Below are 26720 nucleotides of genomic sequence, written 5' to 3'. Positions count from 1 at the left end.
CCGCCGCGGCCGCCGCCATCATTGCCCGCCAGGGTGCGCGGTGTCGCGGTGTCAGTCGTCGACCGCGTCCAGCACGTCACCCAGATCCACGAACTTGAAGTTCGTGGAAGGCCTTTCGGGGTCGCCGGGCGCGTCGTGACCGTCCTGCACGACGAGCAGCCCGTGCGGGTACCTGTCGCCGAGCGGCTCGCCCAGGACCGCGGCGCCGTCGCACTCCTCGGAGCCGTCGAGCGCGGAGGAGGCGGCGGCGACACGGAAGCCGCCCTCGTACTCGTTGCGGTCGGACAGTTCGCGGTCATAGGCGGCGAAGGTGTTGTCGCCCTGGCTGGAGGCCAGCAGATATCCGTCGCCGTCGCCCTGGTTCAGGAGCGTCAGGCCCTCCACGTCGGCCTTGAGGCGCTTGCCGCCGTAGCCCGGGTCGGCGCCCGCGGCGCACTCCTCGGTCGTTGGGTCGTACGTCCCCGGGACGCCGTACTCCCGCACCTTGTCGACCAGTTGGGGCCTGCCGGTCAGGTCGGCGCGCAGCCGCCAGATGCCGACGTCCTCCTGGCCCGCGTACAGCGTGCCGTTGGCCGGATCCACCACCATGCCCTCTACCTGAGGCAGCTCGCCGGGCTCGCCGCACGGGGGCCACGAAGTCCCGTTCGGCAGACGGAAGTTGGCGGGCAGATCGAGGGTGCGGACCTTGCGGTAGCCGACCGTGCCGCCGCTCTTTGGAGTCAGCTCCAGGAGCGCGAGGCGCGTCCGCTCCCGCCGGCTCACCAGGGCGTAGGAGTGGCCCGTCGAGGTGTCCGTCCATGTCGCGAGGCCGTACGCCGTGCGCTGCTCGTTGATCTCCTCCTGCGAGGACGAGAAGACGGGCGCCGCGGACGGGTCGGTGACATCGGTGAGCGGGCCGCCCGCGCGGTCGCGGTCGATGCGGTAGACGCGCAGCCGGTCGCTGCCGCGGTCGCTGGTCACCGCCAGGTCCGCGCGCCCCGACGACAGGCGAAGGCCGTGCACCAGGTCGACGTTGTTGAAACGCCCCGGCGCGTCATCGGGGCCGGGCGCGGCGGGCGCCGGTATCGACTGCACCTCGCGCGCGTCGAGGTCGTACACGCGAAGCCCGCCCTGCTTGGCGGTGGCGACGACCAGGCTGCGGCCGGGATCCGCGGTGTTGCGCCAGATCGCCGGGTCGTCGGCGTCCGCGTCACCGCCCGCTTCGTCGTCGTGCAGGGCGGGGGTTTCGGCGCGCGGCTCGACGGCGGGCAGTGCCGTGGCCGCGAAGGCGCCGGAGTTCAGGGGCACGGTCGCGGTGACGGCCGCGACAGCCGTGACGAGAGCGAGCCGGCCGTAGGGGAGCCGGTGTCTGCGGGACTGTTGCCTGCGGGACTGGTCTCTGCGGGACTTGGCCATGGTAGGGAATCCTCTCTGTCATGGGCATTTAATGACAGAGAGCACTATGTGATCTTGCCGTGAAGCCTGCCCGGCAGATACGGCGTCGGACAGCGGACCGCGAGGTGAACGGGCGGTGTCGCCCGCCCGCGGCCCTCCGCCGCCGGGCGGGCAACCCGATTGCCGCCCGGTTAACGGTGTGTTGCCGCGCCCCGGAGTGACCGCCGCCACCGTCCGGTCGGGGGTGCCCGACCCGGTTCGCCCGAGTAGGGTCGGGGGCTGCGTGACGGCTGACGGCTGCATCCTGGCCTCCTGGCCCTTGTCGGGGCACATGCGTACGCGGCTTTTCCGGCCCCACCCGGAGAGGGCGCAGGGCATGCGCGCGTACGGGAGCCCACCCGTGCGCGCCCGGCTCCGGGGTGCGGCTCCTGATGTCTCACGGGCAGTACAGCGGGCCTTCGGGCCCGTCCCCCCACATAAAGAGTCGCGCGTGCGCGGCCACAGACCAGGAGCACCAGTGCAGGGCACCCCCCACATAGCCAGCACACCGCACGACGGGCGATTGCCGTCCGCACATCCCGGCCCTCCGGGCCCGCCAGGACAGGAACGGGCGCCCAGGGCGGCGCCCGTGCGGCCGCGTCCCCGGCCCGACGCACCACAAATCCCCGTGTTCATCGACCAGTCGGGCTGGCGCAAGCGGACGCTGCAAGGCATGGCCGTGATCGTGGGCGGCGCCTGCCTCGGCTATCTGCTGTTCGTCGGCACGCTGATGAGCGGTCTCATGCAGCCCGTCGGCACGCAACCGCCGAGCACGAACGCACCGGCGCCCGCGGGCCGGGACACCGGCGACACGCAGCGCGGCTCCGGCACACCGGCCAGGGCCGACGCCGGCCGGTCGCAGGCCAGGGCCGACGCCGGCCGGTCGCAGGCCAGGGCCGACGCCGGCCGGTCGCAGGCCGGGGCCCGCGCGGACCGCCACGAACGCCGCCCGCCCGCCGGCAGAACCGTCCCGCCGGCCGGGGGCCAGGGGCAGTGAGCCGGCAGGCCGCTGTCCACCGCCCGCCGCGCGGACACTGGCTCGTCCTCCTCCTTGTCCTGCTGGTGGTCGTCGTCGCCCTTCTCTTCGAGGGCTGGACGACCCACCAGGTCGACGCCGCACGCACCAAGCCGCCGTGCACCCGCCCGATCCCGCGCGAGGCGGACGACGGAAAGCCGATCCTCCGATTCGGCCCCAACGGCGTCACCACCACCAACATGCCGCCGAGGACCGTCGCGCTCACCTTCGACGGCGGGCCCGACCCGGAGTGGACGCCGCGCCTGCTCGACCTGCTGCGCAGACACCACGCACGGGCGACCTTCTTCGTCTACGGCAAGGACGCGGCCCGGCATCCGAAGCTGATGCGGCGCATCGTGCGCGAGGGCCACGAGGTCGGCTCGTACACCTACAGCGGAGGCGACCTCGGCGTCGCGTCGCCGCTGCGCGCACGCCTGGAACTGTCCCTCACACAGAGCGCTCTCGCGGGCGCGGCCGGCGTCAACACCACCCTGCTGCGGCTGCCCCACACCACGGCCGCGGACACGCTCTGCGGCCCCGAGTGGCCCGCCGCCCGGCGAGCGGCGGCGCAGGGCTACCTGGTGGTCGCCTCGGACTACAAGGACCGCAAGCCGTGGCGCGGCCTCGTGTCGCAGCACAGCCAGACCGACCTCGGCTACCGCGAGGCCGAGGAGCTCCTGAAGGACCGCGGGGTGAAGTGGTTCACCACGGTCAGCGGCGGCCTCGGCAGCGCTTCGTTCGTCGACGAGGTGCCGGTCGCGCAGGAGATCAAGGGCGAGGGCCTCATCTGGTCGCAGAAGCTCGGGCGCGCCTTCCTCACCGTGATGGTGTGGACGCTGACGCTCGCTGGCGTCCTCGGTGTCCTGCGGATGTTCCTGTTCATGCTGTTCGCCCGGCTGCACGTGCGCAGGCTGCACCGGTACCGGCCGGGCGCGCCACGGCTGCGGGAAGTGCGGGACCCGGTGACGGTCCTCGTCCCCGCGTACAACGAGGAGGCGGGCATCGCCTCCACCGTGTATTCGCTGCTGGCCTCCACCCACCCGCACTTCCAGGTCATCGTGATCGACGACGGCTCCACCGACGCCACCGCCGACATCGCCGAGGACATCGACGACCCGCGGGTGACGGTGATCCGGCAGCCCAACGGCGGCAAACCGAGCGCCCTCAACACCGGCCTGGCGTACGCCCGCCACGACATCGTCGTGATGGTCGACGCGGACACCATCTTCGAACCCGAAGCCCTGGCCCGTCTCGTCCAGCCGCTCGCCCACCCGGCGGTCGGCGCGGTCAGCGGCAACACCAAGGTCGGCAACCGGCGGCGCCTGCTCGGCAAGTGGCAGCACCTGGAGTACGTACTCGGCTTCAACCTCGACCGGCGGATGTTCGAGGTCCTGGAGTGCATGCCGACGGTGCCGGGAGCGATCGGCGCTTTCCGCAGGGACGCCCTGATGGGCGTCGGCGGCGTCAGCGACGAGACCCTGGCCGAGGACACCGACCTCACGATGGCCCTCTGGCGGGCCGGATGGCGTGTCGTCTACGAGGAGTCCGCGGTCGCCTGGACCGAAGTGCCCGTCACCATCCGGCAGTTGTGGCGACAGCGCTACCGCTGGTGCTACGGAACGCTCCAATCGATGTGGAAGCACCGCCACGCGGTGACGGAGGTCGGCCCCGCCGGACGCTTCGGCCGGCGCGTACTGCTCTACGTCACGCTGTTCCAGATCGTCCTGCCGCTGTGCGCGCCGGTCGTGGACATGTTCGCCCTGTTCGGGCTCCTGTTCCGCGACCCCGTGGAGGCCGCCCTCGTCTGGATCGGCTTCCTCTCCGTCCAGTTGGTCACCGCCGCGTACGCCCTGCGGCTCGACCGCGAACGGCTGCGCGTGCTGTGGGTGCTCCCGCTCCAGCAGTTCGTATACCGGCAGTTGATGTACCTGGTGGTCATCCACTCCGTGACCACGGCACTGCTCGGCACCCGCCTGAAATGGCACAGCATGCAGCGCACGGGCACCGCCGATCCGTATCTCCTCGAAACGCCGCCCGAAGAGGAACGGCGGAGCCTGGAAGGGAGCCGACCATGACGGACCAACTCGACCAGGGGGCCGACCGCACCACGCCCCCGGCAGGGGACCTGTGCGCGGCCCCGGAAGCCCCGGAAGCCCCGGAGGGCTCCACCGCGCGCGAGCGGTTCGCCGACCGGCCCAGCTCCCGCTACGGGCCACGGCGCGCCCACGCCCGGCAGCCGAAGAAGCACAAGAAGCTGCGGCGGGCGGTGCTCGTCCTCCTCGGCGTCGTGGTCGTCGTGGCGGGCGGCACCTACGGCTGGGCGGAGACCCGGCTCGACCGTGACGTCGACCTCGGAGCGTACGGGGACCGCCCGCCGCCCGGCGAAGGCACCAACTACCTCATCGTGGGCTCGGACAGCCGCGACGGGCTCTCGGAGGACGCCGTGCAGGAACTTCGGGCCGGCGGGGGCGGCGGGCGGCGCACCGACTCGATGATGCTGCTGCACACCGGGGCCAACGGATCCAGCATGGTCAGCCTGCCGCGCGACTCCTGGGTCACGCTGCCCGGCCGCCTGGACACCAAGACCGGCAAGACGAAGCGGCCCGAGGGCGACAAGCTGAACGCCGCCTTCTCCTACGGCGGTCCCGAACTCCTCGTGCACACCGTCGAGCAGAACACCGGGCTGCGCATCGACCACTACGCGGAGATCGGCTTCGCCGGGTTCGTGAACATCGTCGATGCCATCGGCGGCGTACGGATGTGCCTGGACCGGGACATCAAGGACGAGAAGTCGGGCGCGGACCTGCGCAAGGGCTGCCACACCCTGAGCGGTAAGCAGGCACTCGCCTTCGTCCGCCAGCGACACCAGGAGAGGGAGGGCGACCTGGGCCGTTCGAAGAACCAGCAGAAGTTCCTGTCGACCCTGGCCCACCAGGCGGCCACCCCCGACACCCTCTTCGACCCGACGGAGATAGGCCCGGCCGTGCAGGCGGGCCTTGACACCCTCATCGTCGACGAGGACATGAGCCTGCCCGACCTCAGCAAGATGTTCCGCGCCGTGCAGAGCGTCTCGGGCGGGAAGGGCAAGCGGATCAACGTGCCGGTGTCCGGCTTCGGCGTGCCGACATCCAAGGGCAACGTACTGAAGTGGGACGCCGAGCGGTCGGCCCGGCTCTTCGACGACCTGCGCCACGACAGACCGGTCACGGAGACGGGCGGAACGCGCCGCTAGCAGCCTCCGTCAGGTCGTCCGACCCGAGTTCCGGCGCTGCTCGGCGCGGTGGGCGAGCGCATCGATGATGCGCTGCCACGCCGGGGACGCCTCGGAGATCCGGGACGAGACCAGCCGCACGTACCCCGCGCGCTCGCTGTCCCGCTCGTGCTTGATCTCCAGGGCGTCCAGTTCGTCGATGAGCTGATCCAGTCGTGGATCGTGCGGATCCCAGCCGGCCGCTCGATCACAGGCGAGATACAGGCGGGTCGTCTCGGGGTCGTCCAGTTCGGCGTTCTTCTCCCGTATCCGCCGCGGCACCATGTGCGGGTCCACCGCCTGCATCAGGATCCACGAGTCGCGCTCGATCCGCACCCGCCGTTCGCTGACCCCGAGACCGCGCAGCCGGTCCAGGACGGCGACCACGTCGGGAGGCAGCACGAGCCGTTCGCCGCTGGTCAGTTCGGTGATCCGGCGACGGTACTCGGTGAGCCGGTCGATCTTGCGCCGCAGTTCGGCGTCGATGTCGGTGACGGCCGCGGCGAACTCGGCGGGCTGTGCGTGCAGCAGCGCGTCGATACGGGCCAGCGGCACCCCCGCGTCGGCGAGGGTCCTGATCCGGATGAGATCCACCGCCGCTTGCGCGCTGTAGCGGCGGTAGCCGGAGGCGTCGCGACCGGGCTCGGGCAGCAGGCCGACGTGGTGGTAATGGCGAACGGTACGCACGGTCACTCCGGCGGTCGCCGCGAGCTGGCTGATCGTGAGCACTGTCCTCCCGGGTTCTGCGTGCGGTCTGTGGTGCGGTCCGCGGTCTGCGGAGTGCAGTCTGCAGTCTATGGAGACCTGGAGACCTATTGAGCCCGGTCGACGACGTCGCGGATCGCCCGGATCACGGCGTCGGGCCGGTCGAAGCAGAGCCGGTGGTGGGCGGTGTCGGAGAGTATCCGCTGCTGTCCGTGCGAGACCGAGCCCACCAGGGCGGCGTCCAGCCTCGTCCTGCCGTCGTGCATCTCCCGCAACGTCCGCTCCGACGCAAGGGCCTGCTGTCCGGGATCGGTGCCCACCACGGTGAGGGCGACCACCGGTACGTCGGGAACGCCGGGCCCGTCCCGCAGCTCGGACGCGAGGTCGGCCAACTTGGACCGCTCGGCGATACCGACGCCCGTCCACTCGTCACTCACCTTTGCATCCACCAGCGCCTCCCGCACGTGCGCCGGGTAGCCGGCCCCGTCGAGCAGCGCGCCGAACATCTCGCGCAGGGCAGGGCGCGCCTGCTCCAACTGCTCCCGACCGGGCGCCATCCGCTCGACCGCGGCCAGGCTCGCCTCCGAAGGCATGAAGTCGTCCCAGTCACGGTGAAAGGCGTCCAGCCAGACGAGCCCGGCCACGTCCCGCGGGTACAGCTGCGCGAACCGGTGGGCGTAAAAGCCGCCGAGGGAGTGCGCCACCAGAACGTACGGGGAGGGAACGCCCCCGGCGCGCAACACCTCGCGCAGCTCCGTGGCAACGGCGGCGGCGGTGCGCGGCAGCGGCAGGGGGTCGCTGTACCCCGTACCGCCGCGGTCGTACACCACGGCGGTGGTGAACTGCGAAACCTCCTGCTGCACACCGAGGTAGTCAAGCCCGACCGCGCTGGCCCCCGGCAGAAACACCACGGCAGGACCGCCGCTGCCCGCCCGGTGCACGAAAACGCGGCGCCCGTCGATCTCCTGGAAACCCCCGACGGGCGGAGCGGGCCGGTCCGGTGTGGGGGAAAGGGAAGGGGAAGGGGAAGGGGAAGGGGAAGTGCTGTGGTTCGTCATGCCCCCAGGCTCCAACCCTGACGCAGGGTCAGGGTCAACTCCGCGCTCCACTGCCGGGCTGCTCCGACGTGCTGGCGACGCGCCCCCAGGCCACCGCCTGAACCGCCTCGGCTACAGCCAGTCCCGCCGCTTGAAGATGAAGTAGAGACTCACGCAGACCACGGCCATCAGGCCGATCGCGAAGGGATAGCCGAACGCCCAGTGCAGTTCCGGCATTTCGTCGAAGTTCATGCCGTAGATCGTTCCCACCAACGTGGGTGCGAACAGGATCGCCGCCCAGGACGAGATCTTCTTGATCTCCTCGTTCTGCTCGAACCCCGCCTCCGCCAGCGCCCGCATCTCCGCGTTCTGCTGCTGTGTGACCAGCGTGGAGTTGACCGTGAGGATGTCCGTGAGTGCCTGGCGGAAGCCGTCCACGCGTTCGCTGGTGTGCGTGACGTGGTCGGCCACGTCGCGTAGGTAGCGCTGTAGTTCCTCGTCCGTGCGGTACTTGGCGAAGCCCGCCATCAGGGAGTGCAGCATCGCCACCAGGGGGCGGGTCGCCCGCTGGAACTCCACCATTTCGCGGGAGAGTTCGTAGATGCGGCGGGAGACCGCTGGATCGCCTCTGAAGACTTCCGTCTCGATCTCGTCGATGTCGTTCTGGACGCCTGCCACGACCGGGGCGTAACCGTCGACCACCGCGTCCAGGATCGCGTACAGGACCGCCTCGGGGCCGAGCTTGAGGAGCTCGGGGCTCTCCTCCATGCGGCGGCGTACGGCGGTCAGGTCCGGGGCCGCGCCGTGGCGGACCGTGATGACGAAGTCGGGTCCCACGAACACGTGCAGCTCGCCGAAGTCGACCTCCTCCGGGGCGTCCAGGTAGCGGGCCGCGCGCAGGACGACGAAGAGGGTCTCGCCGTAGCGCTCCAGCTTCGGGCGCTGGTGGGCCTCCATCGCGTCCTCGACGGCGAGCTCGTGCAGGTCGAACTCGGCGGCCAGGGAGAGGAGTTCGGCCTCCGTGGGGCGTGCGAGGCCGATCCATGCCATGCCGTCGCGCTGCTCGCGCAGCTCCCGGAAGGTGTCGGCGAGGGAGGAGGGCGTCGCGACGCGGACTCCGTCGCGGTAGAGCGCGGCCTCCACGACGCTTGCCGCCTCCGCAGGTGCGGGGGAGGGTTCCGCGGGCGCGGCCCCGGGGTTTCCGGCGGCTCCGTTTCCCTGAGCCGAAGCAGCCCTGACCGGGGCGCTGCGCCGCCAGCCGTGCCTCTTCTCGCCCGGTACGGGACGGGTCCGGCGCTCCGCCATGCTGGATGCCTCCGAGGTCGAACGTGTGTCTTTGCGGCCTCGAAGAGGATATACGGCCCAAAAGTCGCGAGCGTGGCACCGTCTCGACACACTTGCGGACAGCAGATGTCCGCAACCCCCACTAGCGTGCGAAGCATGACAAAGACGCCGGGCACGCCGAGCGAGCCGAGCCAGTCGAGCAAGCCGAGCCGGTCGAGCAAGCCGAGCCAGTCGGGCGGGCCGGGGAAGTCGCGTGCGTCGGGCCAGTCGGGCGGGTCGGGAAAGTCGGGCGGGCTGGGCAAGTCGAGCGAGCCGGGCAAGTCGAGTGCGTCGAGCAAGCCGAGTCAGTTGAGCGAGCCGAGCCAGTCGGGCGGGCCGGGCCAGTCGGGCGGGCCGAGCCAGTCGAGCGGGCTGGGCAAGTCGAGTGCGTCGAGCCGGTCGAGCGGGCCGAGCCAGTCGCGTGCGTCGGGCCAGTCGGGCGGGCCGGGTAAGTCGAGTGCGTCGAGCCGGTCGGGCGGGCTGGGTAAGTCGCGTGCGTCGAGCAAGCCGGGCAAGTCGAGCAAGCCGGGCAAGTCGCCTGCGTCGAGCCAGTCGAGCGGACCGAGCCAGTTGAGCAAGCCGAGCAAGTCGAGCGGACCGCGTAAGTCGACCGCGTCGGGTAAGTCCACCGCGTCGAAGCCGGCCGGCGCCCGGCCGCGCACCGCCCCCCTACTCAGCACCCGCGCCCTCAACCGCGCCACCCTCGACCGTCAACTCCTCCTGCGTCGCTCGGCCGGCCTCTCCGTCGAGGGGGCCGTCACCCACCTCCTCGGTCTCCAGGCGCAGAACGTGAAGCCGCCCTACTACGCGCTCGCCGCGCGGCTCGAAGGCTTCGGCCCGCAGGACCTGTCCGGGCTGCTCGCCGCGCGCGATCTCGTACGCATCGTCACGATGCGCTCGACCATCCATCTGCACACCGCCGACGACGTCCTCACCCTGCGTCCGCTGGTGCAAGGCGCTCGTGACCGTGAGTTGCACGCCTTCCGCAAAGGGCTCACCGGCGTCGACATGGGCGAGCTCGCCTCGCTCGCCCGCGCCGCCGTCGAGGAGGAACCCCGGACCATGAAGCAGCTGCGGGAAATCCTGCTGCCGCACTGGCCCGACGCCGACCCGCAGTCACTCGCTGTCGCCGCCCGCTGCTCGCTGCCGCTGGTCCAGGTCACCCCGCGTGGTCTGTGGGGGCGCAGCGGGCAGGTCGCTCTCACCACCGCCGAGCACTGGCTCGGCCGCCCGAGCGAGCCCGTGCCCACGCCCGACGCCACCGTCCTGCGCTACCTCGCCGCCTTCGGGCCCGCATCCGTCAAGGACATGCAGACCTGGGCGGGCCTGACGCGGCTTCGGGAGGCCTTCGAGCGGCTGCGGCCCCAACTGCGCACGTTCAGGGACGAGAGCGGCGTCGAGCTCTTCGACCTCCCTGACGCGCCCCGCCCCGACGCGGACACCCCGGCTCCGGCGCGCTTCCTTCCCGAGGACGACAACCTCCTCCTCTCGCACGCCGACCGCAGTCGCGTCGTGCCGCCCGGGTACAAGGGCCGCACCTGGAAGGGGAACTTCGCCTACAGCGTCTTCCTCGTCGACGGATTCCTCGCGGGGGTGTGGCGCATCGAGGAGGGTGCGGGGGAGGACAGGGGATCTGTCGTCCTCACCATCGAGCCGTTCGGGACCCTGACCGGCGCGGAACGCCGTGAGCTGACGGAGGAGGCCGAGCGGCTGCTCCGCGGTCCGCTGAGCGAGGCGACCACGTACGACATCCGCTTCGGCACGGTCATCACGCGTTGAGCAGCCGGAGTCCCAGCCTCGGCCTCAGAGTCAGTCTCACTCCGCCCGCCCCGTCGCCGCGACCGTCACGCCGAGCCCGATCATCGTGACGCCCCCGGCCCCGCCGATCATCGAGAGCCGCCGGTCGGAGCGGGCGAACCAGGTGCGGGCAGCGGATGCCGTCAGGCCCCACAACGTGTCTGTGACCAGGCCGATGCTGATCGGGACGAGACCGAGGAGCAGCATCTGCGCGGGCAGCTGCCCCGCCGAGTGGTCGACGAACTGGGGCAGCACCGCCGCGAAGAACACGATGCCCTTCGGGTTCGTCACGCCGACGAGCGCCCCGTCCAGGACCGTCCGTACGTCGGAGCGCGCCTCCCCGGGGGCGGGCGTCCCCAAGGACTCTGCCCGCATCTCCTTGCGGTGCCGGAAGGCCTGCACACCGAGGAAGACCAGATACGCGGCGCCCGCCAGCTTCACCGCCATGAACACCGCGGCCGACCGCTCCACGAGCGAACCGACGCCGAACGCGACCGCGAGCACCAGAACGTACGACCCGAAGACGTTGCCGAGCGCCGTCGCCACGGCAGTGCGTCTGCCATGGGCCAGGGCCCGGCCGATCACGAACAGCACGCTCGGGCCCGGAATCACGATCACCAGCAGCGACATCGCGGCGAAGGCCAGAAAACGGTCTGCGGACACCATGCCCATCACCCCCTCCGCAGCCCATTCAAGCCGCTGTCGACGTCGATCGGTATGCGCTCGTCAAGCGCTCGGAAGGCGCTCGGCACCGGGACACCCCACCCGGGGGTGGTGAGATCCGCATCACGAATTACACGATGCTACGTAGCGTCCGGCAATGATCCCGGCGAAGGGACCGGCAAAGGTCCCGGGCCCCCGGACCGGCGACGAGGAGAGCGCAATGACGACGACGGGCACGACGACGGGCACGACGAGCGGCAGCCGCACGGAACAGTTCCGCGCGGCCCGGGACTTCCTGCTGCGGCACCGTGAGGACTACGAGGCCGCGTACGAGGGGTTCAGCTGGCCCCGGTTCGAGCGGTTCAACTGGGCTCTCGACTGGTTCGACGCGATCGCCGACGGCAACGACCGCACGGCCCTGCACATCGCCGAGGAGGGCGGTACCGAGCAGCGTTTCAGCTACGCCGAGATGTCGGCACGCTCGAACCAGGTGGCCAACTGGCTTCGCGAGCAGGGCGTCGGGGCCGGTGACCGGATCCTGGTGATGCTCGGCAACCAGGTGGAGCTGTGGGAGACCGCGCTCGCCGCGATGAAGCTGCGCGCGGTGATGATCCCGGCGACACCGCTGCTCGGGACCGTGGATCTGCGGGACCGGATCGAGCGGGGCAGGGCGCGGCATGTGATCGTCCGTGGCGAGGACGTCGAGAAGTTCGCCGGTGTGTCCGGCACGTACACAAGGATCGTGGTCGGGAACTCCGACTCCCAGGGCGAGGGCGAGGGCGAGGGCTGGCTGTCGTACGCGGACACGGCCTCGGCCGCGCGGACCTTCGAGCCGGACGGCCCCACGGCCGCCGACGACCCGCTGATGCTCTACTTCACCTCGGGCACGACCTCACAGCCCAAGCTGGTGGAGCACACCCATGTGTCCTACCCGGTCGGGCACTTGGCGACGATGTACTGGATCGGGCTGAAGCCCGGCGACGTCCACCTGAACATCTCCTCGCCGGGCTGGGCCAAGCACGCCTGGTCGAACCTCTTCGCCCCGTGGAACGCGGAGGCGACGGTCTTCATCTACAACTACACACGCTTCGACGCGGGCAGCCTGATGGCGGAGATGGACCGGGTGGGCGTCACCAGCTTCTGTGCGCCGCCCACGGTGTGGCGGATGCTGATCCAGGCCGACTTGGGCCAGCTGCGTACGCCGCCGCGGGAGATCGTGGCGGCCGGTGAGCCGCTCAACCCCGAGGTGATCGAGGCGGTGAACCGCGCCTGGGGTGTGGTGATCCGGGACGGCTTCGGCCAGACGGAGACCGCGGTCCAGGTGGCCAACTCGCCGGGCCAGCGCCTGACGCCCGGCTCGATGGGCCGGCCGAGCCCCGGCTACAAGGTCACTCTCCTCGACCCGGTCACCGGTGAACCGGGAGCGGCGGAGGGGGAGATCTCCCTGGACCTGTCGGCACGCCCGGTGGGCCTGATGACCGGCTACCACGGGGACGCGGAGCGCACCGCCGAGTCGATGGCGGGCGGCTACTACCGCACGGGTGACATCGGCTCGCTCGACGCCGAGGGGTATCTCACCTACGTCGGCCGCAGCGATGACGTCTTCAAGTCCTCCGACTACAAGGTCTCGCCCTTCGAGCTGGAGAGCGCGCTCCTGGAGCACGAGGCGGTGGTGGAGGCCGCGGTGGTGCCCGCGCCGGACGCGCTGCGGCTCGCCGTCCCGAAGGCGTACGTCGTGCTCGCGAAGGGCTGGAAGCCGGGCGACGAAACGGCGGCGGCGATCTTCGAGTACACCCGGTCGGTGCTCGCTCCCTACAAGCGCATCCGGCGCATCGAGTTCACGGAGGAGCTGCCCAAGACCATCTCGGGCAAGATCCGGCGGGTCGAACTGCGCGAGCGGACGGCGAAGGGCTCGGCGGACGAGTGGCTGGAGCGGTCGAAGGGATGAGTGCGGTCGAAGTCGAAGGGGTGAGTGCGGTCGGCCGCGCCGGCCCCCGGTGAGCCGACCGGGCGGTTCAGGACACGCGAAGGTGCGCGAGGGTCGACGCGGCGCTGACCCTCGGGTCACACTTGGCGCCGTGCTTCGCAAGGCCCGCGGGCTCCGACGCCGAGTCCCGCGAGGAGGACTTTCCGGTGAGTGAACTCTCGTACGCGCATGGTGTGAGCGGTACGCCGCTGCTGGGCGACACCATCGGGCGCAACCTGGACCGGGCGGTCCGGTCCTGGCCCGACCGGGACGCGCTGGTCGACGTGGCAGCGGGGGCACGCTGGACGTACGCCGAATTCGGTGCCGCCGTCGAGCGGTTGGCGCGCGGCTTCATGGGGGCGGGGGTCGCCAAGGGAGATCGTGTCGGCATCTGGGCGGTGAACTGCGCCGAGTGGGTGCTCGTGCAGTACGCCACCGCGCGGATCGGCGCGATCATGGTGAACATCAACCCGGCCTACCGCGCGCATGAGTTGGACTATGTGCTCAAGCAGGCCGGGGTGACGCTCCTGGTCGCCTCGCAGTCGCACAAGTCCAGCGACTACCGCGCGCTGGTCGACCAGGTGCGGCCCGGCTGTCCCGAACTGCGGTCCGTCCATTACATCGGGGACGGCTCGTGGGACGAACTGCTCGATGCGGCGGGGAGGGTGACGGGCGCGGAACTGGCGTCACGTGAAGCCGAGTTGAGCTGTGACGACCCGGTCAACATCCAGTACACCTCGGGCACGACAGGATTCCCCAAGGGGGCGACCCTCTCCCACCACAACATCCTCAACAACGGTTACTGGGTGGGCCGTACGGTCGGCTACACGGAACAGGACCGGGTGTGCCTGCCCGTGCCCTTCTACCACTGCTTCGGCATGGTCATGGGAAATCTTGGGGCCACGTCCCACGGCGCCTGCATCGTCATCCCGGCCCCGTCCTTCGATCCGGTCGCCACGCTGCACGCGGTGGAACGCGAGCGCTGCACCTCGCTGTACGGGGTGCCGACGATGTTCATCGCGGAACTGAACCTCTCCGACTTCGCGACGTACGACCTGAGTTCGCTGCGCACCGGCATCATGGCGGGCTCGCCCTGCCCGGTCGAGGTGATGAAGCGGGTGGTCGCCGAGATGCACATGGAGGAGGTCTCCATCTGCTACGGCATGACGGAGACGTCCCCGGTCTCGACGCAGACCCGCCGCACGGACGACCTGGAGCGGCGCACCGGCACGGTGGGGCGGGTCCTGCCGCACATCGAGGTGAAGGTGGTCGACCCGGCCAGCGGCGTGACGCTGCCGCGCGGCGCCTCCGGCGAGCTGTGCACGCGGGGCTACAGCGTGATGCTCGGCTACTGGGACGAGCCCGCGCGTACGACGGAGGTGATCGACGCCGGGCGGTGGATGCACACCGGGGATCTGGCGGTCATGCGCGAGGACGGTTACGTCCAGATCGTCGGCCGCATCAAGGACATGATCATCCGGGGCGGCGAGAACATCTACCCGCGCGAGATCGAGGAGTTCCTCTACGGGCACCCGAAGATCGCGGACGTGCAGGTGGTGGGGGTTCCGGACGAGCGGTACGGGGAGGTCCCGCTGGCCTGCGTGATCCTGCGGGACGCGGACGATCCGCTGACGCCGGAGGAGCTGCGGGGCTTCTGCGAGGGGCAGTTGGCGCACTACAAGATCCCGGCGGGGCTGCGGATCCTGGAGAGCTTCCCCATGACGGTCTCCGGGAAGGTGCGGAAGATCGAACTCAGGGAGCGGTACGGGGCGTAGTACGGCCGGGGCTGAGTTCGCGGCGCATGGCCACGCGGGGCCAGCGGTCGAGGCCGAGCTCGGCCTCGTGGGCGCGGATCTTCCGCAGGCCCGGGGTGAGTTCGGCTTCGGCGAGCACGCGGAAGCCGATGCGGGCGTAGTACGGGGCGTTCCAGGGGACGTCCGCGAAGGTGGTCAGGGTGAGGGCTTCCCGGCCCTCTTCGCGGGCGCGCTCGGCCGTGTGCTCGATCAGGGCCTGGCCGATGCGGAGTCGCGCCGCTCGGGGGTGCACGGTTATCTGCTCGATGTGCTCGGCGGTGTCCACGGGCTCGCTGATGAGGTACGCGACGGGGGTGCCGTCGCTGTCACCGTCCCCGTGCCGGTCCTCCTCGGCGGCCACCCAGGCGCGGCCCGCGGCGCGGAAGCTTTCCAGCAGGTCGATGGCGGGGGGTTCGTCGTCGGCGATGGCTGCCATGCCCAGGGGGCGGAATGCTTCGCCTGCGGCGCGTTCGATGTCCTGGAGGGCGGGGAGCTCGGCACTTGTGGCTGGGCGGATGCGCATCTGGCGAGTATGCCTGGCCGCCGTCCGGCGTCTGCGAGGTTTTCTGGCCCGCCGCTTCGCGGCGGATGTCTCCCGCCCACCCACCCGTTACCCCCAGAATGCCGTTACCCCGTCGACATCAGCTCGTCCGCCGCGTTGTTCACCGGCTGAGGCGTTCCCGTGAGGTCGATGACGAACAACGGGATCGACAAGGAGTCCGCGCGGGCCCGGGCCGCTTCCTCGTAGCCCGCCAGGGAGAAGCAGACGCAGCTGACGTTCTCGGCCATCGCGCTCAGCCACACGCACTCCACGTCACGGAGCGACGACGGCTGTACGGAGGGTTCGATCAGGGCTATCAGGCCCCGCGCCGCCACCCGTACTCCGGAAGGCGCCCGCTTCACCCCGCCCCGGATGTCGCCGTACCCCAGCCACCGCAGGTACAGCGCCGCGACCGTCACCGCGTCCTGCGCCGTCCGCACCGGCACGGGCTGGAAGGCGGGTCGGGGGAGCGAGGTGCCGTGGGCCGGGGCCGGGGCCGGCGGGGTGGTCGGAGGTGCCGGAGCGGGCGGTGCTGGTGCAGGTGCCTGTACCGCCCTTACCGGGATGCGCAGCACCGCCCCGCAGCCGCACTCCAGCTCCGGATGCGGCCACTGGTCCCGGCGGCCGCACGTACGGCACCGCACGGTCACCCACTCGTCCGCCCATGTCCGGTCCGTCACCGGAGTCACCGTCGCGCCGCGCGCCACCGGCGGTACCACCGGGGCGCCGCACGCACAGGGGTAGGACGGCGGAGCGTACACATGTTCGCGCCTACATACCGGGCACCGCACCGGGACGCAGCTGTCCGTCATCACCCTCACCCGTCACCGTCACCGCTCGCCCGCTCGTACGGACCATCGTCCACCAAGTGGGCTTGCCACGGCAGCTAGTTGAGCCAAGAACAGTGTCCCCGCCAGAGTCAGGGCCCGGCGGCGGCTGCCCGGCAGCGGGAGGCCCGCCATGCGGGCGACGGTGCGGGGCGCGGGCCTCGCCGTGGGGTGCCCGGCGAGGCATGCGGTGACCAGGGGCAGGATCTCCTCGGGTACGCCCGTCAGGTCCGGGTCCTCGCCTCCGGCCTCGAAGGGGCCGCGCCCCGCCGCCGCGAAGACCAGGACCGCGCCCAGCGAGAAGACGTCCGCGGGAGGCTTGGCCACGCCTTGTGCCAGGGTCTCGGGTGCCGTATATCCCGATGCCCCCGTCCCCGCCTCCGCCCCCGTCCCCACCCCTGGCGTCAGGCCGAAATCGACCACGCGGGGGCCGTCGGCGGCCAGGAGCACGTTCGACGGCCGCAGTCCCCCGTGTACGAGCCCCGCCCGGTGGATGTCGTCCAGCGCCCCCGCGAGCGCGCTCGCCAGGGCCCGCAGTCCCGCCGCGCCCAGCGGCCCGCCGGTATCCCGTACGCGCGCGGCGAGCGTCGGACCGGGGACGTACTCCGTGGCGAGCCAGGGCGCCGCGTCGTGCGGACCGGCGTCCACCAGCGCGGCGACGCGACGTCCCCGCACCGCGCCGATCGCCAGGACCTCGCGGGCGAAGCGCGCGCGGAACGACGGGTCACCGGCGAGCGAGGCGTGCACCACCCGCAGCGCCGCGGCGCGCCCCGCCCCGTCGTGCGCGAGATAGACCCGCCCGAGGCTCCCCTGCCCCAGCAGCGCCCCGGTGGCCCAGCTGCCGTACCCCGGTGAACTGGCCACGCGTGACCCCCCGATGGTGTGGCCCGAATTCACTGCCGAAATTCGCTGCCGAATTCAACGACTGGGACGCGCTCCCCGCGCGGCCCGGTTCCCGGCCCTCTCTTGACTGTCTCCACCGCCCCCGCCTACATTGCTTCCATATAGCAGAACAAAATTTCCACAATGCGGAAAACGGAAGCTCACCGCGGGGCGCGACGGGAGCCGGATCCGCCAGCCGTATCCGTCAGCCGAATAGCTGATGAAGCTGTCGAAGCTGTTGTCGAAGCAGGAGAACACCATGGCTCGTATGACCGCTGTCCGCGCGGCAGTTGAGATCCTCAAGCGCGAGGGCGTCACCAACGCGTTCGGTGTCCCCGGCGCCGCGATCAACCCGTTCTACAAGGCGCTCCAGGAGGGCGGTGGCATCGACCACACCCTCGCCCGCCACGTCGAGGGCGCCTCGCACATGGCCGAGGGGTACACCCGCGCCAACCCCGGCAACATCGGCGTCTGCATCGGTACGTCGGGCCCGGCCGGCACCGACATGATCACCGGTCTGTACTCCGCGACCGGCGACTCCATCCCGATCCTCTGCATCACGGGCCAGGCGCCGACGCACCTGCTCCACAAGGAGGACTTCCAGGCCGTCGACATCGCGTCGATCGCCACGCCGGTCACGAAGATGGCCGTCACGGTCCTGGAGGCCGCGCAGGTCCCCGGCGTGTTCCAGCAGGCGTTCCACCTGATGCGCTCGGGCCGTCCGGGCCCGGTCCTCATCGACCTGCCGATCGACGTCCAGCAGACCGAGATCGAGTTCGACCCGGAGACCTACGAGCCGCTGCCGGTCTACAAGCCGTCCGCGACCCGTGCCCAGATCGAGAAGGCCATCACCTTCCTGGTCGAGTCCGAGCGTCCGCTGATCGTCGCCGGCGGCGGCATCATCAACGCCGACGCCTCCGACCTCCTGGTCGAGTTCGCCGAGATCACCAACACCCCGGTCGTCCCCACCCTGATGGGCTGGGGCACCATCCCCGACGACCACGACCTGAACGCGGGCATGGTCGGCCAGCAGACCGGCCACCGCTACGGCAACGCCACGTTCCTGGAGTCGGACTTCGTCCTGGGCATCGGCAACCGCTGGGCCAACCGTCACACCGGCTACAAGCTGGACGTGTACACCCAGGGCCGCAAGTTCGTGCACGTCGACATCGAGCCGACCCAGATCGGCAAGATCTTCGCGCCGGACTTCGGCATCGCCTCCGACGCCAAGGTGGCCCTCGAACTCTTCGTCGAGGTCGCCAAGGAGCTCAAGGCCGCGGGCAAGCTGCCCGACCGCTCCGAGTGGGTCGCCTCCCACCTGGAGCGCAAGGAGACGCTGCAGCGCCGCACGCACTTCGACAACATCCCCATGAAGCCGCAGCGCGTCTACGAGGAGATGAACAAGGCCTTCGGCCCGGACACGCGCTACGTCACCACCATCGGCCTCTCGCAGATCGCGGGCGCCCAGATGCTGCACGTCTACAAGCCGCGCCACTGGATCAACTGCGGCCAGGCGGGCCCGCTGGGCTGGACGATCCCGGCCGCGCTCGGTGTCGCCACCGCGGACCGCGACACCCCGGTCGTCGCCCTGTCCGGTGACTACGACTTCCAGTTCATGATCGAGGAGCTGGCGGTCGGCGCGCAGCACCGCATCCCGTACGTCCACGTCCTGGTGAACAACGCCTACCTGGGCCTGATCCGCCAGGCGCAGATCGGCCTGGACATCAACTTCCAGGTCAACCTGGAGTTCGAGAACCAGAACAGCCCCGAGCTCGGCGTCTACGGCGTCGACCACGTCAAGGTCGCCGAGGGCCTGGGCTGCAAGGCCATCCGCGTCACGGACCCGAACGAACTGGGCGAGGCCTTCGAGAAGGCCAAGAAGCTGGCCCAGGAGCACCAGGTCCCGGTCGTCGTCGAGGCCATCCTGGAGCGCATCACGAACATCTCCATGAGCCCCACGGCCGACATCAGCGCGGTCAAGGAGTTCGAGGAGATCGCCACCGAGCCGGGCCACGCGCCCACCGCCATCCGCCCGCTGAAGGTCTGACGGCAGAACTCCACGGCCCACTGAGGGGCGGTCCACCCGAGCGGGGTGGACCGCCCCTTTAGTGTGTGCGGATGGAGACGCTGGAGGGGATGCAGGTCATGACCTGCCCGGACGCCACGGACCTTGACGCCTGGCTGACCGCGCACCACGACACCGCGCCCGGCCTGTGGCTGAAGGTCGCCAAGAAGGCCTCGGGCGTGCCGTCCGTGACGGCGGGGGAGATCATCGACGTGGCGCTCTGCCACGGCTGGATCGACGGCCAGAGAAGGTCGTACGACGACGTGTACTACCTGCAGAAGATCACCCGGCGCCGGCCGCGCGGCCTCTGGTCGAAGGTGAACGTGCAGAAGGTGGCGGAACTGACCGCCGCGGGACGCATGCGTGAGGCGGGCCTCGCCGAGGTGGCGGCGGCAAAGGCGGACGGACGCTGGGAGGCCGCCTACGAGTCCCAGCGCAACGCCACGGTCCCGGACGACCTGCGGGCGGCCCTGGCCGCGAGCCCGGCGGCGCGCGAGACCTTCGAGGCCCTGGGCAAGTCCGGCCAGTACGTCGTGCTGCACCGCCTGATGACGGCGAGGACTCCCGCCACGCGCGCTGTGAGGCTCGAACGGATGGTGACGAAGCTGGCGGCGGGCGAGGCCCCGTAAGGGGCGCGGGGAACGGCGCGACCAGCCCCCACGCACCCGCGGACAAAGAAGAGCGGCGAGCACGGGACCGTCCGTACTCGCCGCTCTGGCTGAGGAGTTGTAGCCGTCCGACCGCGCGCGACTGGCGGAACATGCATACGCGCTGCCGGACGGAGTCATATGGGTTTAAGGCCCAGTGCAGGGCCCAGTCCAAGGCCCAGGGGCCAGAAAACGGCTGGGACCGCGGCGGCCGCGAATGGACCGGCGACTTCCCCTCCCTCAGGTCGAGAAGGGAGCCGCCTGACCTTCACCACCGCACTGGCTCGCAGAGCCGCCGCGGTCCTCGTCCGGCCCGCTTTTCACCACGGGACCACCCCTCATCCGGGTCCGTGATGGTGCGGGCACAGCACCGGTGAACTGACCTCCCGTCAAATCACCGGTGCAGCTCGGGAGTTCTAGTCCTCGCGCAGGGCGCGGACTGCCTCCTCCACGCGCTTGCCGTACTCGGCGTCGGCGGCGTGGAAGTGGGCCAGGTTCTTCTCGATGACGTCGTCGCGGCTGACCTGCGAGAGGCCGCCCGCGATGTTCGCCACCAGGCGTGCCTGCTCCTCGGCCGACATCAGGCGGTACAGCTCGCCCGCCTGGAAGAAGTGGTCGTCCTTGGTGTGCAGCGGCGCCTCGTGCGTGCCCGTGTGGCCGCTCACGGCCAGCGGGGCGGACAGCGGCTGACCGGTCTCGGCCGGGCCGTCGTACGAGTTGGGCTCGTAGTTCTTGCGGTCACGGCCATAGGCGTTGGACGCCATGAGACCGTCACGGCCGTAGTTGTCGGCCTTGGTCGCCTTGGGGGCGTTCACCGCGAGCAGGGTGTGGTTGACGCCCAGGCGGTAGCGGTGCGCGTCCGCGTAGGCGAACAGGCGGCCCTGGAGCATCTTGTCGGGGGAGGGGCCGATACCCGGAACGAAGTTGTTCGGGGAGAAGGCGGCCTGCTCGACCTCGGCGAAGACGTTGTCGGGGTTGCGGTCCAGGACCAGACGGCCCACGCGCTGCAGCGGGTAGTCGCTGTGCGGCCACACCTTCGTCAGGTCGAAGGGGTTGAAGCGGTAGTCCGCCGCTTCGGCCGCCGGCATGATCTGCACGTGCAGCGTCCAGGACGGGTTCACGCCGCGCTCGATGGCCTGCAGGAGGTCCGTCTGGTGCGAGTTGGCGTCCTTGCCGGCGAGTTCGGCGCCCTGCTCGGCCGACAGGCTGCGTACGCCCTGGTTCGTCTTGAAGTGGTACTTCACGAAGAAGGCCTCGCCCGCCTCGTTCGTCCACTGGTAGGTGTGCGAGCCGTAGCCGTTCATGTGGCGGTACGACGCGGGGATGCCGCGGTCACCCATCAGCCACGTCACCTGGTGCGTCGCCTCGGGGGCGTGCGCCCAGAAGTCCCAGACGTTGTCCGGCTCCTGCTTGCCCGTGAAGGGGTCGCGCTTCTGGGAGTGGATGAAGTCGGGGAACTTGATCGGGTCCTTGATGAAGAAGACCGGGGTGTTGTTGCCGACGAGGTCGTAGTTGCCCTCTTCGGTGTAGAACTTCAGCGCGAAGCCGCGCGGGTCACGGACCGCGTCCGCGCCGCCGAGGCTGTCGGCCACCGTGGAGAAGCGCAGGAACGTCTCGGTGCGCTTGCCGACGGTGTTCAGGAAGTCGGCCGAGGTGTACGCGGTGACGTCGTCGGTCACCTCGAAGTAGCCGTAGGCACCGGAACCACGGGCGTGCACGACACGCTCCGGGATGCGCTCGCGGTTGAAGCGGGCGAGCTTCTCGAGGAGGTGCTGGTCCTGGAGGAGAAGCGGGCCACCGACGCCGGCGGTGGCGGAGTTCTGATTGTCGGCGACGGGGGCGCCGGACTCGGTCGTGAGCACACGCTTCGACATGGTGGCGAGGTTGACCTTCCGTACGGACTACTGAAACTGCTGAGTGAGGTGACGTGAGCGTAAGGACGCCTGAACAGCTACGTCAACAGTTTGTTGAAGTTTTCGATGAGGCATGGGTTTCCGGGCCGCGGCGACGCCTGGGCGCGACAGGACAGGTGTCAGCGCCGCCGCGACCCGGAAGTTCAGGGAGCTCCGGGAGCCTCTTGAGGCTGCTTAGAGCTCGGCGCCCGAGAGGCGCTCGACACCGCGCAGGAGCGCGGAGTGGTCCAGGCCGCCGTCACCCTGCGTACGCAGCGAGGCGACGAGCTGGGCGACCACGGCGCCGACCGGGAGCGAGGCACCGACATTGCGGGCGGCGTCGGTGACGATGCCCATGTCCTTGTGGTGCAGGTCGATCCGGAAGCCGGGCTTGAAGTCGCGCTTGAGGAAGTTGTCCTTCTTGCGGGTCAGGACGGTCGAGCCCGCAAGCCCCCCGTTCAGGACGTCGAGGGCGGCGGTCAGGTCCACCCCGGACTTCTCCAGGAAGACGACGGCCTCGGCGCACGCCTGGATGTTCACGGCGACGATGAGCTGGTTGGCGGCCTTCACGGTCTGACCCGAGCCGTGCGGACCGCACAGCACGATGGTCTTGCCGAGGGCGTCCAGGAGGGGCTTGGCCTCGTCGAAGTCGGCCTTCTCGCCGCCGACCATGATGGAGAGCACGGCCTCGATCGCGCCGGCCTCGCCGCCCGACACGGGAGCGTCCAGGACGCGGATGCCCTTGTCCTTGGCGGCCTTGGCCAGGTCCACGGAGGTCTGCGGGGTGATCGACGACATGTCGACGATCAGCGCACCGGACTTCGCGTTCTCCAGGATGCCGTCCTCGCCGTAGGCGATGGCCTCGACCTGCGGCGACGCGGGCACCATCGTGACGATGACGTCGGCGTCCCTGACGGCCTCGGCGATCGACTTGGCGACCGTGCCGCCGGCCGCGGCGAGGCGGTCCAGCTTGTCCTGCTCCAGGGTGAAGCCGGTGACGGAGTAACCAGCCTTGATCAGGTTCTCGGACATGGGGGACCCCATGATGCCGAGTCCGATCCACGCGATCTTGGGAAGGTTGCTCATGGTGAGAGCCTTTCTAAAGCTTGTCTACGTCGACGAATCGGGTGCGGGGTGCCGGGTGGGCGGGTGGGAGACATCCGCCGCGAAGCGGCGGTCTAGCCCGCAGCGGGCAGCCAGCCGAAGGCTTCGGAGCTGGGACGGTCGCCCGCCTTGTACTCCAGCCCGACGTATCCCTCGTAACCCGCCTTCCGGAGCTGGTCGAGCAGCTCCTCCAGCGGGAGCGACCCCGTACCGGGGGCCCCACGGCCAGGATTGTCGGCGATCTGCACGTGCGCGGTCTGCGCCACGTACCGATCGATGACGGCCGGCAGGTCCTCACCGTTCATGGACAGGTGGTACAGGTCCATGAGGAACTTCGCGTTGCCGAGCCCGGTCGCGGAGTTCACCTTGTCCACCACCGCGATCGCGGCGTCCGCGCTGACGATCGGGCAGCGCGGCGACTCGGGCTTGTTCAGAGCCTCGATGAGCAGCACCGCACCCACGCGGTCGGCCTCGCGGGCCGCCAACACCAGGTTCTCCAGGGCGAGTTCGTCCTGGACCGCGGGGTCCACGCCCTCCACCCGGTTGCCGTAGAGCGCGTTGAGCGCCTTGCAGCCGAGGGACTCGGCGAAGTCCGCCGCCACCGAGAGGTTGGCGCGGAACTTCTCGCTCTCCTCGCCCGGAATCGACAGGGCGCCGCGGTCCGGTCCCGGCAGCTGACCGGCGTAGAAGTTCAGGCCCACCAGCTCTACGCCGGCGTCCGTGATCGCTGCCCGCAGGGCGTCGAGCTCGGACTGCTCGGGGGTGGGGGCGTCGACCCAGGGCCACCACAGCTCGACCGCTTTGAAGCCCGCCGCGGCGGCGGCCGCGGGGCGCTCCAGGAGCGGGAGTTCCGTGAAGAGGATCGACAGGTTCACATTGAAGCGCTGGTCGGAGTATCCCATGGGGCTTCCGCGCTCCTTCCGTATAGCGGAAGTTAATTTCTGTCTGATGGAAGATTGCCGTCGGGGATCCGCCCTTGTCAAGAGGGGGCTGCCGGAAAATCGCCACGCGGCAGTAGGTTGAGCGCGTGCGATTGAGAGTGGAGTTCACGACCGAACCCTTCGACCTGGACGAGGCGCCCGCGCATGCGGTGGTGGCCCGGGACGTCATTCAGGGGGCCGACCTCGACGCCGTGGATGTCGGCCCCTTCGGCAACACCGCGGAGGGCGGCGCGGACGAGGTCCTGACCGCCGTCGACGCGCTGCTGCGCCAGGCCCTGGAGGCGGGCGCGACCCGCGTCTCGCTCCAGGTGAACGTGCTCGGAGAGTCGGGGGAGGTCGTCGAATGACCGGATCCGGACCCGGAGACGACCGCGATCCCTTCGTGGCCGCCGTCAAGCCGCTGGTGGACGCCATGGGCGGCGAAATGGTGCCCCCCGACCAGGCGGGCACCGACGACGTCGTCCTCGCCTGGGAGGGGCAGGACGTGATCGCCGTACGCCTGCCGCAGCTCGCCGACTCCCTCGACCACATCTTGCTCGCCCTGGAGCGCAAGCGCGGGATGCCGCTGTCTGAGCTCGACCGCAAGGCCAAGCAGGAAGTCGTACGGATACTCGAGGCGCGAGGCGCCTTCGCCGTGCGTCACGGAGTGGAGACGGTCGCCGGCGCGCTGGGCGTCTCACGCTTCACTGTGTACAACTACCTCAACCGCTCCACCTGACCTGCCGGAAACCTCGCAGGTCAGAGCGGTACCAAAGGCCACCGTCCGTTAACCGGACGGTGGCCTTCGTTACTCAAAGTTTTCAACAAAGTGTTGACGTGGTGTTTCGGCTGGCGTTAGCTATCCGCAGCCCGTCCAGCACAAGGCCGTATGGCCACGGAGGCACCCGTGACTTCGAGCTCGACGCCGGGCCCAGCCCGGTTCAACGCCTTGACGGAGAGCGCGGCCACCGCCGCTCTCCACGAGGCCTGCGCCTCATCGGCCTGGGGAAGCAAACTGCTCTCCCAGCGCCCTTACCCCACCGTCGAAGCCCTCTTCGCCGCCAGTGACGCCGCCATGGCGGAGCTGACCGACGAGGATCTGGCCGAGGCGATGGCCGGGCACCCGCCGATCGGCCGCCCGAAGCCGGGGGATCCCACGTCGTCCCGCGAACAGCGCGGCATGGCAGGGGCCTCCGAGGAGCTCAAAGCCGAGATGCTCGAACTGAACCTGGCCTACCAGGAGAAGTTCGGTCATGTCTTTCTGATCTGCGCCACCGGCGCGACCGGTGAGCAGATGCGCGATGCGGTCAAGACCCGGATCGGCAACACCGCCGAGCAGGAGCGCGAGATCGTGCGCACCGAACTCGGGAAGATCAACCGAATCCGGCTGACCCGTCTCGTGGAAGAGGACAACGACTGATGAGCACTGACACCACCGCCTCGGTGTCCACGCACATCCTGGACACCAGCGTCGGCCGCCCCGCCGAGGGCGTCGCCATCTCGCTCACGGCCCGCAGCGGCCGCGACGCCGAGTGGGTGGCGCTCGGCGGCTCCGCGACCGACGCGGACGGCCGCTGCAAGGACCTCCCGGCCCTGCCGGAGGGCACGACCCACGTACGACTCGACTTCGAGGTCGAGACCTACTTCTCAAAGAAGCAAGCCGAGGCGCAGCAGGACGCCCCCCGCGTAAGGGACAGCGGTGCGTTCTTCCCGGAGGTGGCGATCACGTTCGCCGTCAACCCGGGCGAGCACTATCACGTACCGCTGCTGCTCAACCCGTTCGGCTACTCCGTTTACCGAGGGAGCTAGCAGACATGCCCACGATTCTCGGCCAGAACCAGTACGGCAAAGCAGAGAACCGCGTCGTCAAGATCACGCGGGACGGCGACACCCACCACATCAAGGACCTGAACGTCTCGGTCGCGCTCTCCGGCGACATGGAAGACGTGCACTACTCCGGCTCGAACGCCAACGTCCTGCCGACGGACACCACCAAGAACACGGTGTACGCGTTCGCCAAGGAGTACGGCATCGAGTCCGCCGAGCAGTTCGGCATCCACCTGGCCCGGCACTTCGTGACGTCCCAGGAGCCGATCAAGGTCGCGCGCATCCGCATCGAGGAGTACTCCTGGGAGCGCATCGCGACCTCGGACAACAACTCCAAGTTCATCGGCTCGGACGAGGTCAACCACTCCTTCGCCCGCAAGGGCCAGGAACTGCGCACCACGCAGATCACCTTCGACGGCGAGAACTGGGAGATCATCTCCGGGCTCAAGGACCTCACGGTCATGAACTCCACCAACTCGGAGTTCTGGGGCTACGTCAAGGACAAGTACACGACGCTGAAGGAGGCGTACGACCGCATCCTGTGCACCGACGTCGCCGCCGCCTGGCGTTACAACTGGACCAGCGACGCGGACCGGATGCCCAACTGGGAGAAGTCGTACGCGCAGGCCAAGAAGCACATCCTGCAGGCCTTCGCCGAGACGTACTCCCTCTCGCTGCAGCAGACCCTCTACCAAATGGGTTCGCGCGTCATCAACAGCCGGAGCGAGATCGACGAGATCCGCTTCTCGCTGCCGAACAACCACCACTTCCTGGTGGACCTCGAGCCCTTCGGGCTGAAGAACGACAACGAGGTCTACTTCGCGGCTGACCGCCCCTACGGCCTGATCGAGGCCACGGTTCTCAGGGACGGGGTCCAGCCGAAGATCCCGGTCGACATGACCAACCTCTGATACGGGACGCGTGCCCCCCCCCCGCCCCACCCGGGGGGGGGACCCCCCCCCCCAGGGAAAACAACAAAATTCACAACCAGCAAAAGTGGCGGCGAAATTCCCCAGTTAAACCCCAAACGAACTATAATACAGTGAAGAAAAA

The 26720-nt window shown here is 69.9% G+C and carries 25 protein-coding genes; 13 read left to right on the top strand and 12 right to left on the bottom strand.

Features of this window, described 5'->3' with window-relative positions; genetic code table 11:
* Positions 1-51 precede the first annotated feature (51 nt).
* Positions 52-1395 carry a phytase gene (locus tag ACWFR3_RS42695; RefSeq protein WP_453740082.1) on the bottom strand — a complete coding sequence of 448 codons (1344 nt, stop codon included), beginning with the start codon at positions 1393-1395 and terminating at the stop codon, positions 52-54.
* A gap of 646 nt (positions 1396-2041) precedes the next feature.
* Here ACWFR3_RS42695 and ACWFR3_RS42690 point away from each other — a divergent pair.
* The 3 genes from ACWFR3_RS42690 to ACWFR3_RS42680 are packed head-to-tail and all read left to right on the top strand — an operon-like array spanning position 2042 to position 5660.
* On the top strand, positions 2042-2410 hold the full coding sequence (locus ACWFR3_RS42690) for a hypothetical protein (RefSeq protein WP_453740081.1): 369 nt from the start codon (positions 2042-2044) through the stop codon (positions 2408-2410).
* Positions 2407-4503 (top strand): bifunctional polysaccharide deacetylase/glycosyltransferase family 2 protein, encoded by a 2097-nt coding sequence (locus ACWFR3_RS42685; protein ID WP_453740080.1) that lies wholly within the window; start codon positions 2407-2409, stop codon positions 4501-4503. Before ACWFR3_RS42690 ends, ACWFR3_RS42685 begins: the two co-directional genes overlap by 4 nt.
* The gene (locus ACWFR3_RS42680; protein WP_453740079.1) at positions 4500-5660 is read left to right on the top strand and encodes an LCP family protein; all 1161 of its coding nucleotides are present in this window, start codon (positions 4500-4502) and stop codon (positions 5658-5660) included. The genes ACWFR3_RS42685 and ACWFR3_RS42680 overlap by 4 nt, the downstream gene beginning before the upstream one ends.
* A gap of 9 nt (positions 5661-5669) precedes the next feature.
* Here the strand turns inward: ACWFR3_RS42680 and ACWFR3_RS42675 are convergent, their stop codons facing one another.
* The 4 genes from ACWFR3_RS42675 to ACWFR3_RS42660 all read right to left on the bottom strand — a co-directional run bounded on the left by ACWFR3_RS42675 (position 5670) and on the right by ACWFR3_RS42660 (position 9249).
* Positions 5670-6407: a MerR family transcriptional regulator gene (locus tag ACWFR3_RS42675; RefSeq protein ID WP_453740078.1), complete on the bottom strand. Its 738-nt coding sequence runs from the start codon at positions 6405-6407 to the stop codon at positions 5670-5672.
* An 83-nt stretch (positions 6408-6490) separates the two neighbouring features.
* Positions 6491-7441, bottom strand: a complete 951-nt coding sequence (locus ACWFR3_RS42670) for an alpha/beta fold hydrolase (protein ID WP_453740077.1) — start codon at positions 7439-7441, stop codon at positions 6491-6493.
* 111 nt (positions 7442-7552) lie between these two features.
* Entirely contained in the window at positions 7553-8725 is a 1173-nt protein-coding gene (locus ACWFR3_RS42665; RefSeq protein WP_453740076.1) for a magnesium and cobalt transport protein CorA, read from the bottom strand.
* Between the two features lie 323 nt (positions 8726-9048).
* Positions 9049-9249, bottom strand: coding sequence for a hypothetical protein (locus ACWFR3_RS42660; RefSeq protein WP_453740075.1), 201 nt, complete (start codon positions 9247-9249; stop codon positions 9049-9051).
* A gap of 64 nt (positions 9250-9313) precedes the next feature.
* Between ACWFR3_RS42660 and ACWFR3_RS42655 the strand changes: the two genes are divergently transcribed.
* Entirely contained in the window at positions 9314-10522 is a 1209-nt protein-coding gene (locus tag ACWFR3_RS42655; protein ID WP_453740074.1) for a winged helix DNA-binding domain-containing protein, read from the top strand.
* Between the two features lie 36 nt (positions 10523-10558).
* On the opposite strand, the gene ACWFR3_RS42650 is transcribed toward ACWFR3_RS42655, so the two are convergent.
* Positions 10559-11206: a LysE family translocator gene (locus tag ACWFR3_RS42650; protein ID WP_453740073.1), complete on the bottom strand. Its 648-nt coding sequence runs from the start codon at positions 11204-11206 to the stop codon at positions 10559-10561.
* A 217-nt stretch (positions 11207-11423) separates the two neighbouring features.
* Here ACWFR3_RS42650 and ACWFR3_RS42645 point away from each other — a divergent pair, with 217 nt between their 5' ends.
* Positions 11424-13151 (top strand): AMP-binding protein, encoded by a 1728-nt coding sequence (locus ACWFR3_RS42645; protein WP_453740072.1) that lies wholly within the window; start codon positions 11424-11426, stop codon positions 13149-13151.
* A gap of 185 nt (positions 13152-13336) precedes the next feature.
* Positions 13337-14944 (top strand): AMP-binding protein, encoded by a 1608-nt coding sequence (locus tag ACWFR3_RS42640; RefSeq protein ID WP_453740071.1) that lies wholly within the window; start codon positions 13337-13339, stop codon positions 14942-14944.
* Here the strand turns inward: ACWFR3_RS42640 and ACWFR3_RS42635 are convergent.
* The 3 genes from ACWFR3_RS42635 to ACWFR3_RS42625 are packed head-to-tail and all read right to left on the bottom strand — an operon-like array spanning position 14922 to position 17194.
* Entirely contained in the window at positions 14922-15569 is a 648-nt protein-coding gene (locus ACWFR3_RS42635) for a GNAT family N-acetyltransferase (RefSeq protein ID WP_453740070.1), read from the bottom strand. The two genes, ACWFR3_RS42640 and ACWFR3_RS42635, sit on opposite strands and share 23 nt — an antisense overlap.
* A 20-nt stretch (positions 15570-15589) precedes the next feature.
* Entirely contained in the window at positions 15590-16315 is a 726-nt protein-coding gene (locus ACWFR3_RS42630; RefSeq protein WP_453740069.1) for a hypothetical protein, read from the bottom strand.
* An 18-nt stretch (positions 16316-16333) separates the two neighbouring features.
* Complete coding sequence (locus ACWFR3_RS42625; RefSeq protein WP_453740068.1) at positions 16334-17194, bottom strand: protein kinase domain-containing protein; 861 nt, start codon at positions 17192-17194, stop codon at positions 16334-16336.
* A gap of 277 nt (positions 17195-17471) precedes the next feature.
* Between ACWFR3_RS42625 and gcl the strand changes: the two genes are divergently transcribed.
* Entirely contained in the window at positions 17472-19259 is a 1788-nt protein-coding gene (gcl, locus tag ACWFR3_RS42620) for a glyoxylate carboligase (RefSeq protein ID WP_453740067.1), read from the top strand.
* Positions 19260-19330: 71 nt separating this feature from the next.
* Complete coding sequence (locus tag ACWFR3_RS42615) at positions 19331-19906, top strand: YdeI/OmpD-associated family protein (protein ID WP_453740066.1); 576 nt, start codon at positions 19331-19333, stop codon at positions 19904-19906.
* 434 nt (positions 19907-20340) lie between these two features.
* Here the strand turns inward: ACWFR3_RS42615 and ACWFR3_RS42610 are convergent, their stop codons facing one another.
* The 3 genes from ACWFR3_RS42610 to ACWFR3_RS42600 form a co-directional block, all read right to left on the bottom strand.
* Positions 20341-21798 (bottom strand): catalase, encoded by a 1458-nt coding sequence (locus tag ACWFR3_RS42610; RefSeq protein WP_453740065.1) that lies wholly within the window; start codon positions 21796-21798, stop codon positions 20341-20343.
* A gap of 213 nt (positions 21799-22011) precedes the next feature.
* On the bottom strand, positions 22012-22902 hold the full coding sequence (locus ACWFR3_RS42605) for a 2-hydroxy-3-oxopropionate reductase (protein WP_453740064.1): 891 nt from the start codon (positions 22900-22902) through the stop codon (positions 22012-22014).
* A gap of 92 nt (positions 22903-22994) precedes the next feature.
* Entirely contained in the window at positions 22995-23822 is an 828-nt protein-coding gene (locus ACWFR3_RS42600) for a TIM barrel protein (RefSeq protein WP_453740063.1), read from the bottom strand.
* A 125-nt stretch (positions 23823-23947) separates the two neighbouring features.
* On the opposite strand from ACWFR3_RS42600, the gene ACWFR3_RS42595 reads away from it, so the two are divergent.
* From ACWFR3_RS42595 to pucL, 5 genes are all read left to right on the top strand, one after another.
* Positions 23948-24208 carry a hypothetical protein gene (locus tag ACWFR3_RS42595; RefSeq protein ID WP_453740062.1) on the top strand — a complete coding sequence of 87 codons (261 nt, stop codon included), beginning with the start codon at positions 23948-23950 and terminating at the stop codon, positions 24206-24208.
* The gene (locus ACWFR3_RS42590) at positions 24205-24579 is read left to right on the top strand and encodes a helix-turn-helix domain-containing protein (protein WP_453740061.1); all 375 of its coding nucleotides are present in this window, start codon (positions 24205-24207) and stop codon (positions 24577-24579) included. Before ACWFR3_RS42595 ends, ACWFR3_RS42590 begins: the two co-directional genes overlap by 4 nt.
* A 168-nt stretch (positions 24580-24747) precedes the next feature.
* Positions 24748-25260, top strand: a complete 513-nt coding sequence (gene uraD, locus ACWFR3_RS42585; protein WP_453740060.1) for a 2-oxo-4-hydroxy-4-carboxy-5-ureidoimidazoline decarboxylase — start codon at positions 24748-24750, stop codon at positions 25258-25260.
* Positions 25260-25649, top strand: coding sequence for a hydroxyisourate hydrolase (uraH, locus tag ACWFR3_RS42580; protein ID WP_361044678.1), 390 nt, complete (start codon positions 25260-25262; stop codon positions 25647-25649). The genes uraD and uraH overlap by 1 nt, the downstream gene beginning before the upstream one ends.
* Positions 25650-25654: 5 nt before the next feature.
* Positions 25655-26578: a factor-independent urate hydroxylase gene (pucL, locus tag ACWFR3_RS42575; RefSeq protein ID WP_453740059.1), complete on the top strand. Its 924-nt coding sequence runs from the start codon at positions 25655-25657 to the stop codon at positions 26576-26578.
* Positions 26579-26720: the final 142 nt, after the last annotated feature.

This window comes from Streptomyces sp. NPDC055189, assembly GCF_053606765.1.
Note: the sequence above shows the minus strand (reverse complement) of the source record. Positions and strands in the feature narration are given on the sequence as shown.

Bases quoted from the DNA above. Each gene is read 5' to 3' on its own strand.
- ACWFR3_RS42695 (WP_453740082.1), bottom strand. From the start codon at position 1,395: ATGGCCAAGTCCCGCAGAGACCAGTCCCGCAGGCAACAGTCCCGCAGA.
- ACWFR3_RS42680 (WP_453740079.1), top strand. From the start codon at position 4,500: ATGACGGACCAACTCGACCAGGGGGCCGACCGCACCACGCCCCCGGCA.
- ACWFR3_RS42670 (WP_453740077.1), bottom strand. From the start codon at position 7,441: ATGACGAACCACAGCACTTCCCCTTCCCCTTCCCCTTCCCCTTCCCTT.
- ACWFR3_RS42665 (WP_453740076.1), bottom strand. From the start codon at position 8,725: ATGGCGGAGCGCCGGACCCGTCCCGTACCGGGCGAGAAGAGGCACGGC.
- ACWFR3_RS42650 (WP_453740073.1), bottom strand. From the start codon at position 11,206: ATGGTGTCCGCAGACCGTTTTCTGGCCTTCGCCGCGATGTCGCTGCTG.
- ACWFR3_RS42645 (WP_453740072.1), top strand. From the start codon at position 11,424: ATGACGACGACGGGCACGACGACGGGCACGACGAGCGGCAGCCGCACG.
- ACWFR3_RS42630 (WP_453740069.1), bottom strand. From the start codon at position 16,315: ATGACGGACAGCTGCGTCCCGGTGCGGTGCCCGGTATGTAGGCGCGAA.
- gcl (WP_453740067.1), top strand. From the start codon at position 17,472: ATGGCTCGTATGACCGCTGTCCGCGCGGCAGTTGAGATCCTCAAGCGC.
- ACWFR3_RS42615 (WP_453740066.1), top strand. From the start codon at position 19,331: ATGGAGACGCTGGAGGGGATGCAGGTCATGACCTGCCCGGACGCCACG.
- ACWFR3_RS42610 (WP_453740065.1), bottom strand. From the start codon at position 21,798: ATGTCGAAGCGTGTGCTCACGACCGAGTCCGGCGCCCCCGTCGCCGAC.
- ACWFR3_RS42605 (WP_453740064.1), bottom strand. From the start codon at position 22,902: ATGAGCAACCTTCCCAAGATCGCGTGGATCGGACTCGGCATCATGGGG.
- ACWFR3_RS42600 (WP_453740063.1), bottom strand. From the start codon at position 23,822: ATGGGATACTCCGACCAGCGCTTCAATGTGAACCTGTCGATCCTCTTC.
- ACWFR3_RS42590 (WP_453740061.1), top strand. From the start codon at position 24,205: ATGACCGGATCCGGACCCGGAGACGACCGCGATCCCTTCGTGGCCGCC.
- uraH (WP_361044678.1), top strand. From the start codon at position 25,260: ATGAGCACTGACACCACCGCCTCGGTGTCCACGCACATCCTGGACACC.
- pucL (WP_453740059.1), top strand. From the start codon at position 25,655: ATGCCCACGATTCTCGGCCAGAACCAGTACGGCAAAGCAGAGAACCGC.